We start from the raw sequence: 15,226 nt of genomic DNA on the forward strand, positions 1-15,226 counted from the left end.
TCTTGTTTCCCCCTTAATTTTCTATTAGCTCATCTATGATAGGACACGCATACAGTTCCTTTTCCTCTGGACATCTTCGTCGTAAATTTTTGAGCATGTGTTCCGTCTTTTTCAAATCTTCTATTTGTTTTTGAACTTCTCTTTCTTTTTTTGAGACAAATTCAAACATACCCTCACAACGAACGTTGTCTTTATCCACCACACCAAGCAATTTATAAATTTCACTTAAAGAAAAGCCAAGTTCTTGGAGATGTTTAATAAATTTTACCCGTTTTATGTCCTTTTCTGAATAGGATCGATACCCGGTATTGGTTCGATCAGGTTCTGGTAGTAATTTTTTTCTCTCGTAATACCGAATCGTTTCCTTATTCACACCGCATTTTTCAGCAAAAGAACTAATACGATAAGCCATGCAATCACATCCTTTTCTATATTATAAACCATGTACCACGGTACGTAGTCAAGCGAAGAATTTAATATCTAGGAAATGTAATCTCCAAAATAATCGATTACAAGACAAATAAGGAAGGCCGCTTTTCAAAAGAAAAAAGCGGCCTTATCTCTTCTTAAGAGTCAACTTTATGAGTCACGTTCTATCTAACTTTCCTTCATTTTTATTCTTCGTAGCATTCTCTAGCTCTGAATCTTATATTTCATAGCCATAACTCAAGAGTATTGACTATGCTTCCGAGGTCCAGTAAAATCAGGGGATACAAAGGTGTCATAACTTATAGTCAAAAGAGAGGGCAAAAAAAGATGAAATATGGCTACGCACGGGTGAGTACCCGCCAACAAGATCTGGAAGGACAGCTGCGTCAACTCGAGGAGGAACGCTGCGACCGGGTCTACTTCGAGAAAATTACCGGGACAAAAAGTGATCGTCCCGAATTCCAAAAACTCCTTCAGGAAATTGAGACAGGGGATACTTTGGTTGTGACGAAGCTGGACCGCTTCGCTCGCAGCACACAAGACGCATTGAACACAATCAAGCTCTTATTTGAGAAGGGTGTGCGGATCAATGTGCTGAATTTAGGAATTATCGAAAATACGTCCACTGGAAGATTGATCTTCACGATTTTCAGCGCTTTTGCGGATTTTGAGAGGGATCTGATTGTGGAACGTACGCAGGAAGGGAAAGAACTTGCCAAACTGAAACCCGATTTCCGGGAAGGACGACCAAAGAAATTCAATCAGCAACAAATCAATCTGGCCATGAATCTATTGAAGAATCATTCCTACAAAGAGGTAGAGAAAATGACCGGAATCAGCAAGAGTACTTTGACCCGCCACAAGAGGGCTACCTTGGTCCAGTAGTGTATCCTTCATTACCGGATTATTATAACTAAGCTAAACAGTGAAGCATTTATTTATCAAGGTTTCAACGCTCTACTGGTGGATGCCCTCTGACTATCCAAAAAGATGCGGGGGAAAATGGGAGGTAGAGCACAAACAGGATGCGCTTCAAAAGGGTGGCAACTAAAAAATTAGAATAGAAAAATAAATAAAACTGCCCTAAACCCAGTATGATTCATTTCTGGTTTTAGGGCAGTTTTTTCTGGCTAAATATTTTGAATTGGAGAAATCGAGATTAATCTTATTTTAAGTAAATTCTGCAGCATCATACTGTAAGTTACTATATTGTTTATCCTATTGCTTTTGTGGGTTCAAATTTATACTGTTTCACTTGGATTTGATTCATAAATAGTTCTACATCGTGTTTATTGATTACCCCCACTTCAGCATGCTGAGCATTGGACATGCCGCAGGCCATTGCGTACTTCAGGGTGTCTTCAATTGAATATTTTTGTTCTAGTGCATAAGCAAATCCACCTACCGTTGCGTCTCCGGAACCTGTAGGATTTATAATGTCGATCGTAGGTATCTCAACATTATAACAGACGTCTCCTGCTTTGAACAAAGCTCCTTCCGCGCCGCATGAGACCATGATGTAATCAATGTCATTGAAAAGAGGATGGGACATTTCATGTATAGCTACTTCCTTTGATGGAATTGATTTTCCGATCAATTCACTCAATTCATGGATATTCGGTTTGATGAATGTAGGTTTGTACTCGTCGCTTTCCAATAGCGATAATAACTGCTCCCCAGAAATATCCATTAAAACGGGTATCTCGTTGCTGATTTCAGTTCGGATATATTTAAGGAGATCCTTGTACAAGTGTTTGTTATTGGAATTGACGGAGCCATTGATAGTTATGACAGATGCATTTTCTTTATTTAGTTTCTCTTTGATTTCATTCATTAAGTGGAATGCTTGTTCATCGCTGACCTCGGGACCGCTTTCAACAATCTCTGTATGAACATTGCCATCATGCATAACCGTGATGGCGCGACGTGTCTCTTCTGAGACTGGCAGCATCATTAACTCAAATAAATTTTCATCTTTTAAATCTCGCCCTACGATTTGTCCAAGATCCCCCCCGAGGAAACCAGAAATAATGACTTTGGACCCGGAAAGGGATGCTGCTCTGCCGGCGTTTATCCCTTTCCCTCCAATTGATTTTCTGGGCGTTTGAAAACGATTGACTATGCCAGGGGAAAAGTGATCAATGAAGTAAGCGTGATCTAGTGAAGGGTTCATCGTTACAGTAATAATCATTTTGCATGCTCCTTTAGAATAGTAGTGTACTGACTATAATGATCAAAGATCTCTTTAGAAATCTTTTCATCGGTAATCAAGTAATCAAAGTCGTTCAAGTTACAAAAAGTGTAGATATCAGAAACGCCGATTTTTGAACTGTCGGCAACAACACATTTGATTTTGGCTTTTGCAAGTGCAGCATTCTGGACAGCCCCTTCGACAAACTGAGCCGTTGTGACATTGTTGTCGATGATACCGTTAGTTGCAGCAAATGCGATATCGATATTCAAACTTTCGAAGGATTTAATGGCTACCTCACCAACAAACTCTTCAGTAACAGGGGAGAACTCTCCACCAGTCAAAATAATTCGATAATCCGTATGCTCCCGTAAATACATGAAGGCGATTAGACTGTTTGTGATGAAAAAAAGATTTTTCCGATTAATCAATTGAAGTGCATAAAGAATAGTTGTTCCGGCCCCTACAAAGATGGTGGAATTATCCTGGATGATTTCGTTCATGACTTTCCCTATATATTTTTTTTCATCTATATTTGCATGGATTTTTTCTTGGGTGCTGAGTTCTTTTCTTTGAGAATCAAGCTTTTCTGCACCGCCATACAATTTTTTGAGTTTGTTTTTCTTTGACAGTTCCGTTACGTCTCGTCGAATAGTCATCTCTGAAACCTCTAATGCATCAGCAATTTCTACAATTGTTAGATAAGAATGTTCTTCTAGAAGTTCGAGTATTTTATTTTGTCGTTCTTTTTTCAACATGACAGTTCCTTCTTTCTTAATCCAAAGTGTTCTACTTTGTTCGAACTTTTTGCTTTGACCTAATTATATAGATACTCATCTTCTTTTTCAATAGAAATATTCGAGTATTTTGAAGAGGTCGAACAAAAAAAGCGCTTCAATTGTGACTCGGTGTTCTTTTTAGACTAAGAAGAACACGAAAACACCAAAAGAATAACAAAGTAAAATAAAGTCAATCAGTAATATCGGAAATTCAAAAAGAAACCGTTGACAACTTGTTTGAAAGCGGTATATACTAAGCGTGTAAAACAAAGTTGAACTTTATCGAACTGAAGATTAACTTTGTAGAACAAAAACGTTCAAATATAAGAGGTGAGATAATGAGCTACAAAGATATGTTTGATGCGAGTTGGGTAGATTTAAATATTCAAGCCGCTACGGAGGAAGAGGCGTTTGAGTTGGTTGCGGCAAAATTGATGGAAGCGGGAGTGGTAAATGCTGGTTATTTAAAAGGTATAACCGAGAGAGAAAGGAATTTTCCAACCGGATTGATAACACAGCACCTGAATATTGCTTTGCCGCATTCTGATCCAGAGTACGTGAACAAACCATTCGTTTTCGTTGCGCGTCTGACGGATGAGGTTGTCTGTCGGCAAATGGGTGACAGTCAAGAAATGCCTGTCAAAGATCTATTCTTCCTTGGTATCAAGAATGGTAAGGAGCAAGTAGGGTTGTTGCAAGCTTTCATGAACTTATTTATGGATAAGAAGTTTGTGGATCAGTATAGATCGACTGTATCGACAAAAGATGTATATCAGTTATTTGTTAATAATATCTAATTATATAGGAGGTAATTATTATGAAAAAAAGATTGATTGTGGCGTGTGGTAGTGGGGTAGCAACAAGTCAAACTATTGCAAGTAAAATTGCAAATATGTTTGAGAATGATGGTATCAGTTATCCTGTTGATGCAGTGGACTATAAATCTATTCAAAATGAGTTACCATCAACAGGCATCTATGTTTATGTTGCTCAGCCCGATGAAGATGTCCTAGAAAAAGCGCAAGAACTAGGTGTAGCTGTGTTCCCAGGGATTCCGTTTCTCACTGGAATGGGTGTAGATAGTATTTATTCGCAGATTTGTGAGTTAGTAAGATAAAAAGGTGTTCATAAACTAAGAAATTGGAAAGAAGGTATTTAGAAATGCAGATCTTTCAAGATGTCATTAACTATATTTTAGGTTTAGGGTCCGCTGTTTTCGTACCGCTCATTATTTTGTTGCTAGGATTACTATCTGGGATGAAGTTTAAAAAGGCATTTGTATCGGCGTTGACTTTAGGTATCGCATTCAATGGTATGTCAATGGTTATAGGGTACATGTCCAATGCCGTGAGTCCGGCATCTGAAGCGCTAGCGACAAACACAGGAATTAATCTCCCAGCTCTGGATCTAGGTTGGACCGGTGCGGCAAGTATTACTTGGTCTTGGGCGTATGCTTTCGTATTTTTCGCTGTGACTATCGGTGTTAACTTTGTGATGCTGATATTGAATTTAACTAAGACACTAAACGTAGACATGTGGAATGTTTGGGGGAAAGCTTTGACGGCCTACCTAGTTTACTATGTTTCTGGAAGTCTTGTAGCCGGATTTATTACTGCTGCTATTCAAGTAGTGTTGGAATTGAAGTTAGGAGATATGTTCCAAAAACATATACAAGATTTGACAGGTATACCACTCGTTACCGTAACCCACTTTATGACTTCAGCTGCAGTGTTATTGTTGCCACTTAATATGTTAATGGATAAAATTCCATTCTTCAACAAACGCGCAGACACAAATGCATTAAAGAAAAAAATTGGTATCTTCTCTGAAAACTCGGTCATGGGCTTCATCATCGGGTTGGGTCTTGGGTTTGCAGCAGCATATGGAGTTTCTGGTTCTTTGAACTTGGCGGTCCAAGTCGCTACAGCTTTAGCGTTGTTCCCAATGATTTCTAAATTGTTCATGCAGTCTCTCTCGCCATTGGCTGATGCAATGTCAGAATTTATCAAGAAAAGATTCAAAGATCGTGAAGTATATATCGGACTGGATTGGCCGATTCTTGCAGGCCGATCAGAAGTATGGGTTACAGCAATTTTGTTAGTTCCTGTTTTTATCGGGTATTCAATCATTTTACCTGGAAATGAAGTGTTGCCGCTAGCGGGAATCATCAACTATTCCATTGCTGTAGGTGGATTATTGCTAACTGGTGGTAACTTGGCACGCATGCTTGTTTTAGGTGTCCTTTCAATGCCGATTTATTTGTACAGTGCAACTTACTTAGCTCCTGTCTTGAGTGGCTTGGCTCAGGAAACGGGTGCCGTTGAAGGGATCAAAGAAGGGCAATTGATTACATGGTCTTCAATCGAAGGTCCCGAGTTCCGAATTCTTTTTGCAGAGGCTTTTGATAAGAATGTCTTAGCGATTGTAGGATGTGTCGTGTTCCTAGGGTTATTCTTCTTGCTGAATCGATACATGAACAATGCGAAAGTTCCGAGTGAGCGTTACGCAGAAGATTCAAAAGTTGCTATTTCTGCGAAGATGCCTACAGACAGAGTCTAGAATTAGAGGGGGATTGACCGTGCGTCACAAGAAAGAAGAAGTCGAAAAAATGAAATGGATGGGATTACTATTTCTTGCCCTTGCACTATTCCTGATTGCGCTCTCTACGAAAATATATGCGCTAAACATCTTTGTGATCGGGTTATCCCTGTATATCTACGACAAAGGGGATCGCATCTTATTTAAAGAGTATAACGAATATCGAAACAGAAAAATAGAAGACGTCGAAGTAGTGCGAGAAGCAACCATAACCGCGCTGCAATCAAAAAAATTATTTAAGATGAAGGAGGAATAAAAATGTCAGACGGACGTATGATATTTGAAAGAGAAAGACAAGACATGGCGAATATTATTAAGGTGATTTTCCAGCGTAAGAATACCAACGTAGCAGGTGGCAATTTCTCTTTTAAGACAACAGACGAAAATGGGAAAGAATACATTATCATGACACCCACTATGATGTCTGAAGCGTATCTCGGAGAAGTTTCTCCAGCGCAAGTACTTGTCGTTGAGCCGCATACAAGAAGGATTATTGATGGTGTCGGTAGCCTGACACGAGAAATTAATATGCATGAGGCTGTCTATGATGCTAATCCAGAAATCAAAGCAGTTCTTCATGCTCATGCCCCAAATGCAATGTTTTGGGCTACAACCGGACTCCCAATGCCTAACTTGACTGAAGCTACACAAAAAGTAGGCCCCGTTCCTGTTATGGATTTTGAACCGAACTGCTCAGAAGAACTAGCGGCTTTGACCAGCGGGTATATCAAGATGAATGATTTGCCATTGCCACACATGTTGTTATTGGACAGCCATGGAGTACTGATCAACGCGAAGGGTGCAACCGGAAGTGAAGCAATTCATAAGGCCTTGCAGATTCTCGACACAGCTGAATGGAATGCAGAAATCGCCTATAAACAAGCTGTGTTCCAAGCGTTAGGCATTACAGATGGGTTCTATTCTAAAGGGAAAAAAGTAGGCACTTTAGAAGAACTGAAAAATAAAGTGTCTATCTATAACAAAGCGAAAATCGCTGCTGGCGGAGACTAGAACTCTACGATAATATAGTAGATTGTATAAAACTGCATGAGACTGAAGGGGTGCCTCTTAGTCTTATGCAGTTTTTTTATGGTTGACAATATCTGATCTGTTTCTGGTCCGAAAAGTGATTAGGATGTATGTGTCACCTCCCTCTATCGATCAACGTCTTCATAAGTTCCAAGTCACGTTTGCTCAACTTTTCCGGGCGGCCGCCAAATCTACCTCGTGCCCGTGCAGCTGCACGGCCGGCTACAGATCGCTCCAGAATTAGATTTCGTTAAAATTCCGTAAACGCCTCAAACAAGTGGAACATTAATTGGCCAGTCGAACTTGATTTATCCATCGTGATCTTTTCTTGTAAGCTATGAAAGCTAACGCCACGATTATTCAAACGATTGACGATCGTAATCAAGTCTCCCATATTCTGCCAAGCCGATCTAATCGCCACACAATGCGTGTATCCCCTGAATGAAAAAATTCAATCGCTGTTTCTAATCCCGGACGATTAATCTATTCACCACTCGTGTGCCCTGTAATAACTTTCTAACAGCCAAATTTTTCCAGCCTATCTTCCTGTAAATCCAAATTCTGTATACCGGCAGCAACACGTGTATATCTAATATTCAAAAAATCTCCCATTTTTTATTGTGCCCTAACTTCAGCCATGGCGATTAATTGGACATAGAATTTATAACGGGTTTATGGACACGTATTTCAGATCATTTAGAGAAAAATCATGCCAAAATAGCAGTGTCCAGAAATGAACCATTTTCTGGACACTTTAGCATTTTTTTCGATTGTATCCTAAAAAAGCGTAACCGGCAGGGATTCTCCGCCGGTTACGCTATAAAATGCTGATTCAATTATTACCCTTGATGAACGACGGCATGGATTTCAATGCCGCTGTTGTCTTTGAAGATAAGTGTGTTGCCCATTTCTTCAAACGAAACATCTGCGTGAACCAATCGGCCTTTCAATGCGTCATAGGCAGCATCATCGGCAATCACCCAAGTGAAGTACGCCAAGCCTGGTTGGTTTTCTTCAGCGGGCGGCAAATGTTTTCCAGCCCACGTGTTCGAGCCGATGTGGTGATGGTAGTTTCCGGCGGCGAAGAATTTGGCTTGTCCAAAGAAGTCGGACTTCAAGGAGATGCCGAGCACATTTTCGTAAAATTGTTGGGTTTCGACCAGGTCATGAACGGTCAAATGGACGTGTCCCATTATGGAACCGGAAGGGATGCCATCGTAAATTTTGACCATCGCGCCGATTACACCGTCCGCGTCCATCGCTTCGGTCACGCCTTCGATCTTGCCGTCGGGACGCACATCCCATGCAGAAATCTCTTTGTCGCGGTAGATTTCGATTCCGTTGCCTTCGGGATCGTTAAGGTAAATGGCTTCGCTGTAGCCGTGGTCACTCGCGCCATCGATAGCGTATTTCTTCGTCAGCAAGTGATAGAGGATGGAGCCCAAATCGGCCCGGGTCGGCAAAAGGATGGCCAAATGGAAAAGCCCGGTCGTCCGTTTCCGGTTGGACGGCGTTTGGAGTTGGATCAATTCCACCAAAGGCGTGTTGTCCGCAGCGACGCCCAATACAACTGATCCTGCTTTTTCTTCCATTACATCCAATCCGATCGCTTCCTGGTAAAACTGCGTCATTTTTTCCAAATCATTCACTTTCAAGGCAACTTTGCCCAAATCCCAAAATGCTGTCATTTGCTTTTTCCCCTTTTCGATTCTGTTTGATTTATGGTTATTTTCTGGATGGAATAGTATCACAAATTTAATTAATACGAATTCGAACTATTCGGCTATGGGTTTACTATAATCCGAAACTTACTTTTTGTCAACAGTTAATGTTTCAACCTTTCGGCAGGGGTGGATTCCGCCAAAAAGCGGCTGAGGGATGCCTTTCTATTTTCCTGTTTTTCCCTTATAATGGATGGACGAAGCAAAAGTGAAAGAGGGAAATGGATGAGCTATCAAGCACTATATCGGGTTTGGCGCCCGCAGCGGTTCGGGGACATCGCAGGCCAGGAAGCGGTCACGCAGACGCTGAAGAATGCCTTAATACAGGGGAAAACGAGCCATGCTTACCTTTTCACCGGGCCGCGTGGAACGGGTAAGACGAGTGCAGCCAAGATTTTTGCGAAAGCCATCAACTGTCACCATCGCGTCGACGGGGAGCCGTGCAACGAATGTGAAACCTGCCGGGCCATCACCGAGGGGCGTCTGAACGATGTCATCGAGATCGATGCCGCCAGCAACAACGGCGTGGAGGAGATTCGTGACATCCGCGACAAAGCGCGGTATGCGCCGACCCAGGCCGATTACAAAGTATACATCATCGATGAGGTGCACATGCTCTCGACCGGTGCTTTCAATGCGCTCCTGAAGACGCTGGAGGAGCCGCCGGAAAATGTCATCTTCATTTTGGCGACGACGGAGCCGCACAAGATTCCGCTGACGATCATTTCCAGGACGCAGCGGTTCGATTTCAAGCGGATCTCCTATCAGGATATCATCAACCGGATGGCCTATATCCTGCAGGAGGAGAAGATCGGCTATGACGAGCAGGCGCTGCATGTCATCGCGCGCTCCGCGAACGGCGGGATGCGGGATGCGCTGAGCCTGCTCGACCAGGTCATTTCCTACGGTTCGGAATCGGTCACTTTCGACAATGCGGTGAAAGTGTCCGGCAGCCTGACCGAGGAAATGATGATTTCCTTCTCGAGCGCGTTGCTGCATGAAGAGACGGAAGCGGCGCTGCAACTGCTGCAGGAAATTCTCAGTTCCGGCAAAGAGGCGGGCCGTTTCCTGGAGGAGATGATCCTGTTTGCACGGGATGTGCTGGTCTATCAGCAGACGAAAGGCAAGGCCTTTGCGGACAATACGCAACAATACAGTGAAGCTTTCCAGACTTTCTCGCAGGAGGCGCCGGCAACGTTCCTCTACGAAATGATCGAAGCTTTCAACCAAACGCAAGGCGAGATGCGCTTCTCCACTCAGCCGGACATCTATCTGGAAGTGCTGGCGGTGAAACTGTCCCAGCCGCATGCGCAAGCAACAGCGGCATCGGCAGCTCCGGGCGCACAAGCGGCGCCGAGCGGTGAGGTCCAAAGGCTGGCGCAGGAATTGGCGCTCGTCAAAAAGGAACTTGCGAAACTGCAGGAACTGATCGCCTCCGGGAACCTTAGCGTTTCGCAGGAGGGGGCCAAAGCGGCGCCCGCCAAAAAGGAAAGCGCCCGGCCGTCGAACACATCGACCGGCTTCAAGCCGAACATGGGCCGGACTTACCAAATTTTGGGCGAGGCGACGAAGCAGGATCTGGCCCGGGTACGGGATTTCTGGACGGATATCCTGGACGTGCTCTCGGTCACCCAACGCGCCGTGCTGAAGCAGGCCAATCCGGTGGCGGCGAGCCCGACCAGTTTCATCCTGGCGTTCCAGTACGATATCCTTTGCCAAAAAGCGACGGAGGATGCCGAACTGCAGGCGGCCGTGGATGCTGCGACGCAGCGGATGCTCCAGCGCCCCGGCGAATTGGTGTGCTTGACCGAAGACCAATGGACATCGGTGCGACGCAACTTTATCCAGAACCGGAACGGAAATGGCAGTCCGGCTGCTGGATCTGATGGCGAACCGAAGCAAGCCGCTCCAAAACCGGTTGCTCCGAAACAGCAACCAGCAACAACGGTCGATGAGACTGTGGCGGCCGATCTTGACCTGCCGCCGGAACCGCCGCTGCTGGAAATGGAAGACGGCTTCCGTGGGGATTACCACCCCGGGAATTTCGCCGATGATTTTGCGGTCGAAACGGATCCGATCGTGATCGAGGAGCAAAGAGAACAGGAAGTCGTCGATCAGGCGCTGAGCCTTTTCGGAGATGAAGTCGTAACGGTCGTCGAGGACTGACGGCTTTCGAAATAAGTACAAGCTATGAAAACAAACTAAAATACATACACAGAGAGGGAGTCATTCAATGCGAGGCGGAATGGGAAATATGCAAGGCATGATGAAGCAAATGCAAAAAATGCAGAAAGAATTGGAGCAGACACAAGCACAACTGAACGTAACCGAGTTTGTCGGTGCGGCATCCAACGATCTGGTCAAAATCACGATGACCGGCGACAAGAAAGTCAAAGATGTGGTCATCGCGCCTGAAGCGGTCGATCCGGAAGATGTGGAAATGCTGCAGGATCTGATCCTGATGGCGACGAATGATGCATTGAGCAAAATCGATGAAGCGACGAAAGCGAAATTGGGCAAATTTGCCAATGCGATTCCGGGCTTCTAAGCCAGACTATAGGCAATAACCGAAATGAATGAGGGGAGCGAGGGTGAGACAAGTCGGGCAGTGTTGACTTTTGTCCCAGCCTCCTTTCTTTTGAGAGAAGAAAAGGAGATTTTTCTGAGATGCAATACCCAGAACCCATTGCGAAATTAATCGAGAGTTTCATGAAACTGCCGGGCATCGGGCAAAAGACGGCAGCCCGGCTGGCCTTTTTCTGTCTGGATATGGACGAGGAAGCTGTGTTGGCCTTCGCCGATGCGCTGATCCGTTCAAAAAGGGATTTACACCAGTGCACCATCTGCGGTAATATTACCGAAACCGATCCGTGCAACATCTGTGCGGATACGACGCGGGACAAGTCCATCATCCTGGTGGTCGAAAATCCCCGCGATGTCATGTCGATGGAGAAGATCCGCGAATACCACGGCCTTTACCACGTCTTGAACGGGGTGCTTTCGCCGATGGAAGGGACCGGACCGGAAGATCTGAACATCGCCAGCCTGATCAAACGGCTGCAGGATGAGACCGTCAAGGAAATCATCATCGCTACGAATGCCACAGCCGAAGGGGAAGCGACAGCCATGTACTTGTCGCGGCTGATCAAGCCGGCGGGCATCAAGGTCACGCGTCTGGCTTACGGGCTGGCGGTCGGCAGCGACATCGAGTATGCAGATGAGATGACGCTCTTCCGCGCCATCGACGGGCGCCGGGAACTGTAACAAGGGAAGGAACAACGGGGGGAATTGAGCGAAAATGGCATTCCATTTGAATATCGCAAACAAGAAGCAAGGCCACTTGAAGCAGCAATACGACGAAAAACTGATCGACCTGATCAGCGATGTCCATCAACACTACACTACTTTGGCCCAACTGCAGCAGAATGCCTACGATTTGCCGGAAGAATTGCGCATCTTCGAAAAGATAGCAGAAGCGAAATATCTGTTCCTGCTGCGCGAAGCCAAGGAAAGGCAAATCCAAGCGGACATTTCCGCGCCGAAAAAAGCCAAGCAATTCCGTTGGCGCAAGCGAACGAACCGTGCGGAAGACATTTTTCATTCGGAATGACAAAAGAGGGGCTTTTCCACTTGGAAAAATCCTCTTTTTGTGGTTCGTGGGCATGCGAATTGTTTTTGGGGCAGGTTAGTGTCGGGCTAGCTCTGATCACAGAAGCAATCCAGCTCCTTTTGTGCCCAAAAGGAGCTGAGGCATATTTGTTGCAAATTAGTTAGGTACCTACTATAATTCGGGGTGTAAAAGATAGGTACCTAACTATCGGAAGGAGGAATCCGCATGGAGGAACAAACCAAAGATGTCATCGGCAGCGCGATGAAGCTGATGCGCACGTTGCGGCGCAAGGAGAACCCAGCCAAGCACGAATCGCGCGGTGCCGGCCGGCTGTTGCGGATCTTGCAGGAAAATGACGGGATGAGTGCGCGGGAATTGGCGGACCGGATGGGGATCCGACCGGCCTCCTTGTCGGAGATGCTGAACCGGCTCGAGGCTGACGGGATCGTGATGCGCCGGCCTGACCCGGCCGATCAGCGCAGGAACAGGATTTTTATCCAAGAGAAGGGGTATGCTTTATTGAAAAAAATGAAGGCAGTGCGCCAAACGGAAAGGGAGCACATCAATCGGAGCTTGACGCTGGAGGAACAGGAGCAGTTTGTTGCCTTGTGCGAAAAATTGACAAAATCCTTGGAGGACTTCAGAAGCAAAGCGGGTGAGCAGTGATGGGCGGTAATGGGTTCAAAGGGGGACGCGGCGGTTTTCTGACGGAGGAGGAGAAACAGAGCAGTCCAAAAATCACGTTGCCGCTGTTGAAGCGGATGTTCAGTTATCTCGAGCCTTACTGGAAGCAGCTTATCGTTTCCGTTTTGGCGATCATTCTCTCCTCCATTTTCAGCGTGTTTCCGACGATCCTGACCGGCCGCATCATCGATGAAGGCCTGCTGCAGCAGGATATGCCGGTGCTGCTGCGGCTGATCGGGCTTTCGTTCGGGGTATTGATCGTTGCCAATCTGATCAGTGTGCTGGAAAGCTACATCAGCGTCTGGATGGCGGAAAACATCACCTACGATATGCGCAACAAGATGTACAGCCATCTGCAGCGGATGTCGCACCGTTTCTTTACAGCCAGCAAGCAGGGCGACATCATCACCCGCATGACCAGCGATATCGGTGGCGTGCAGAGTGTGCTGACCGGAACTTGGACGAATATCCTGCAGAATGTTGCGACATTAGCGGTGGCGCTCGTCACGATGTACACGAAAAGCCCTTTGCTGGCGACGATCGGCATCGTGGTTGTGCCGCTGTTTATTCTGCCGACGAAACGTGTGGGCAAGAAGCGCTGGGAAATCACACTGGAGTCGCGGAAGCACAATGACGACATCAACCAAATCCTGAACGAGACGCTCAGTGTCAGCGGCCAATTGCTATCGAAGCTCTTCGTCACGGAAAAATATGAGTTTGACCGCTATCAGGAAGCCAACAAGCAGATGATCCGCTTGAACATCAAGGAAAGCATGGCGGGCAAGTGGTTCTGGGTTGTGATCAACGTCTTCACGAACATCGGCCCGATGCTGATCTATCTGGTCGGCGGGATCCTCATCATCGAACAAGGCAACACAGACCTGACGATCGGGGACATCACTGTTATGGTCGCGCTCCTGGGCAGGATGTACGGGCCGGTCAATTCCTTGCTGAATATTCAGGTCGATGTGATCCGTTCGATGGCGCTGTTCGACCGCATCTTCGAATATTTCGATCTGCCGGTGGAAATCGCCAACGATCCGGATGCGCTCAAGCCAGCGTCGTTCAAAGGCGAATTGGTTTTTGAGGATGTTTCTTTCCACTATGATCCGGAACAGCCGATTCTGCAGCATGTCGATTTTGAACTGAAGCCGGGCACTTCCGTCGCCATCGTCGGTCCTTCGGGAGCGGGCAAGTCGACCATCATTAACCTGATTCCGCGCCTTTATGATGTGACGGGCGGGAGGATTTTGTTGGACGGCATCGACATCCGCAAACTCGATTTGGCCTATCTGCGCAATCAGATCGGCGTGGTGACGCAGGATACGTACTTGTTCAATGGCACGATCAGGGAAAACCTGCTCTACGCCAAGCCCGATGCCGCGCAGGCCGACATCGAAAAAGCTTGCCGCGAAGCCAATATCCATGCGTTCATCAGCGGCTTGCCGAAAGGGTACGATACGGTTGTGGGCAACCGCGGCATGAAACTTTCCGGCGGCGAAAAGCAGCGGCTGTCGATTGCGCGGATCATCCTCCGCAAACCGGGACTGATCATCTTCGACGAGGCCACTTCCTCTCTCGATTCGATCTCCGAGCACGCCATCCAGGAAGCGATCGAACCGATCCTCGCCAAAAGCACGAGCCTGATCATCGCCCATCGTCTTTCGACGATCCTGTCGGCGGACGAAATCCTGGTTCTGGAGAAAGGCCGGATCGTGGAACGAGGCGACCACGAGACGCTCGTCAAAAAAGGCGGCATCTACACGATGTTGTACAATACGCAGATGAAACAACCTTAGCGTTATGGAGTGGAGAGCGGGACAGAACGCGTTTAGCTCCGGACCACTGGAGCGAACAAGCACAGAATGGCTGCAGGCCATTCGAGCATTGTTCGTGAAGTGGAGCCAGGGGCTGCGTTCTGTCCCGCGTTTACGCACACTATGTTCGGATGCACAAAGAGGCTGGGAGTTTTGTCCCAGCCTCTTTCTTACCTCCAGTCAAGTGTTTTGTTGAAACTTTATTCGGAGAGATGAAGCTTTTTTGATGGGGGAGGGGTACCCCTCCCCCATCAAAAAAATTTTCGCATGCCAAATAGACCTAACGATTTTCATTTTTTTCGCAAGGCCTGTGTGGTATACACCACTTTACAACTTTTCACGCCCCTAAGGGCATAAAAATACAAACA

16 protein-coding genes and 1 pseudogene are annotated in these 15,226 nt (G+C 46.2%); 12 read left to right on the forward strand and 5 right to left on the reverse strand.

Annotated features, from left to right (window positions below):
- Nucleotides 1-13 precede the first annotated feature (13 nt).
- Entirely contained in the window at nucleotides 14-412 is a 399-nt protein-coding gene (gene merR / locus BMX58_RS12165; protein WP_068624608.1) for an Hg(II)-responsive transcriptional regulator, read from the reverse strand.
- A 344-nt stretch (nucleotides 413-756) separates the two neighbouring features.
- Between merR and BMX58_RS12170 the strand changes: the two genes are divergently transcribed.
- A complete protein-coding gene (locus tag BMX58_RS12170; protein ID WP_068624611.1) occupies nucleotides 757-1,314 on the forward strand; it encodes a recombinase family protein in 558 nt (185 codons plus the stop codon).
- Nucleotides 1,315-1,642: 328 nt separating this feature from the next.
- Here BMX58_RS12170 and BMX58_RS12175 read toward each other — a convergent pair whose 3' ends face one another.
- Both BMX58_RS12175 and BMX58_RS12180 read right to left on the reverse strand, forming a co-directional pair.
- Nucleotides 1,643-2,620 carry a 1-phosphofructokinase family hexose kinase gene (locus BMX58_RS12175; RefSeq protein WP_068624613.1) on the reverse strand — a complete coding sequence of 326 codons (978 nt, stop codon included), beginning with the start codon at nucleotides 2,618-2,620 and terminating at the stop codon, nucleotides 1,643-1,645.
- The gene (locus BMX58_RS12180; protein ID WP_068624614.1) at nucleotides 2,617-3,378 is read right to left on the reverse strand and encodes a DeoR/GlpR family DNA-binding transcription regulator; all 762 of its coding nucleotides are present in this window, start codon (nucleotides 3,376-3,378) and stop codon (nucleotides 2,617-2,619) included. The genes BMX58_RS12175 and BMX58_RS12180 overlap by 4 nt, the downstream gene beginning before the upstream one ends.
- Nucleotides 3,379-3,737: 359 nt before the next feature.
- Here BMX58_RS12180 and BMX58_RS12185 point away from each other — a divergent pair, with 359 nt between their 5' ends.
- Genes BMX58_RS12185 through BMX58_RS12205 form a run of 5 tightly spaced genes read left to right on the forward strand, consistent with a single transcriptional unit; the run spans nucleotide 3,738 to nucleotide 7,008 of the window.
- Nucleotides 3,738-4,196: a PTS sugar transporter subunit IIA gene (locus tag BMX58_RS12185; RefSeq protein ID WP_068624616.1), complete on the forward strand. Its 459-nt coding sequence runs from the start codon at nucleotides 3,738-3,740 to the stop codon at nucleotides 4,194-4,196.
- A 20-nt stretch (nucleotides 4,197-4,216) separates the two neighbouring features.
- A complete protein-coding gene (locus tag BMX58_RS12190; RefSeq protein WP_068624618.1) occupies nucleotides 4,217-4,516 on the forward strand; it encodes a PTS sugar transporter subunit IIB in 300 nt (99 codons plus the stop codon).
- A 44-nt stretch (nucleotides 4,517-4,560) separates the two neighbouring features.
- A complete protein-coding gene (locus BMX58_RS12195; protein WP_068624620.1) occupies nucleotides 4,561-5,958 on the forward strand; it encodes a PTS galactitol transporter subunit IIC in 1,398 nt (465 codons plus the stop codon).
- 19 nt (nucleotides 5,959-5,977) lie between these two features.
- Nucleotides 5,978-6,253, forward strand: coding sequence for a hypothetical protein (locus BMX58_RS12200; RefSeq protein ID WP_002328094.1), 276 nt, complete (start codon nucleotides 5,978-5,980; stop codon nucleotides 6,251-6,253).
- Between the two features lie 2 nt (nucleotides 6,254-6,255).
- Entirely contained in the window at nucleotides 6,256-7,008 is a 753-nt protein-coding gene (locus tag BMX58_RS12205; RefSeq protein WP_002328095.1) for a class II aldolase/adducin family protein, read from the forward strand.
- A 139-nt stretch (nucleotides 7,009-7,147) separates the two neighbouring features.
- On the opposite strand, the pseudogene BMX58_RS12210 reads toward BMX58_RS12205, so the two are convergent.
- Together BMX58_RS12210 and BMX58_RS12215 are read right to left on the reverse strand one after the other, a co-directional pair.
- Nucleotides 7,148-7,626, reverse strand: a pseudogene (locus BMX58_RS12210) (recombinase family protein); the annotation flags it as partial.
- A gap of 239 nt (nucleotides 7,627-7,865) precedes the next feature.
- Nucleotides 7,866-8,714, reverse strand: coding sequence for a VOC family protein (locus tag BMX58_RS12215; RefSeq protein WP_068624623.1), 849 nt, complete (start codon nucleotides 8,712-8,714; stop codon nucleotides 7,866-7,868).
- A 258-nt stretch (nucleotides 8,715-8,972) separates the two neighbouring features.
- Here BMX58_RS12215 and dnaX point away from each other — a divergent pair, with 258 nt between their 5' ends.
- From dnaX to BMX58_RS12245, 6 genes are all read left to right on the forward strand, one after another.
- Nucleotides 8,973-10,913 (forward strand): DNA polymerase III subunit gamma/tau, encoded by a 1,941-nt coding sequence (gene dnaX / locus BMX58_RS12220; protein WP_068624625.1) that lies wholly within the window; start codon nucleotides 8,973-8,975, stop codon nucleotides 10,911-10,913.
- 67 nt (nucleotides 10,914-10,980) lie between these two features.
- Nucleotides 10,981-11,295: a YbaB/EbfC family nucleoid-associated protein gene (locus BMX58_RS12225; protein WP_068624626.1), complete on the forward strand. Its 315-nt coding sequence runs from the start codon at nucleotides 10,981-10,983 to the stop codon at nucleotides 11,293-11,295.
- Nucleotides 11,296-11,414: 119 nt separating this feature from the next.
- The gene (gene recR / locus BMX58_RS12230; protein ID WP_068624627.1) at nucleotides 11,415-12,011 is read left to right on the forward strand and encodes a recombination mediator RecR; all 597 of its coding nucleotides are present in this window, start codon (nucleotides 11,415-11,417) and stop codon (nucleotides 12,009-12,011) included.
- Between the two features lie 34 nt (nucleotides 12,012-12,045).
- Nucleotides 12,046-12,357 carry a YaaL family protein gene (locus tag BMX58_RS12235; protein WP_068624629.1) on the forward strand — a complete coding sequence of 104 codons (312 nt, stop codon included), beginning with the start codon at nucleotides 12,046-12,048 and terminating at the stop codon, nucleotides 12,355-12,357.
- Between the two features lie 225 nt (nucleotides 12,358-12,582).
- The gene (locus tag BMX58_RS12240; RefSeq protein WP_068624630.1) at nucleotides 12,583-13,023 is read left to right on the forward strand and encodes a MarR family winged helix-turn-helix transcriptional regulator; all 441 of its coding nucleotides are present in this window, start codon (nucleotides 12,583-12,585) and stop codon (nucleotides 13,021-13,023) included.
- A complete protein-coding gene (locus BMX58_RS12245; protein ID WP_068624631.1) occupies nucleotides 13,023-14,840 on the forward strand; it encodes an ABC transporter ATP-binding protein in 1,818 nt (605 codons plus the stop codon). The genes BMX58_RS12240 and BMX58_RS12245 overlap by 1 nt, the downstream gene beginning before the upstream one ends.
- The last annotated feature ends 386 nt before the right edge of the window (nucleotides 14,841-15,226 follow it).

The sequence above is a fragment of the Trichococcus ilyis genome (assembly GCF_900109135.1).
In the GTDB taxonomy this organism is placed as follows: Bacteria; Bacillota; Bacilli; order Lactobacillales; family Aerococcaceae; genus Trichococcus; species Trichococcus ilyis.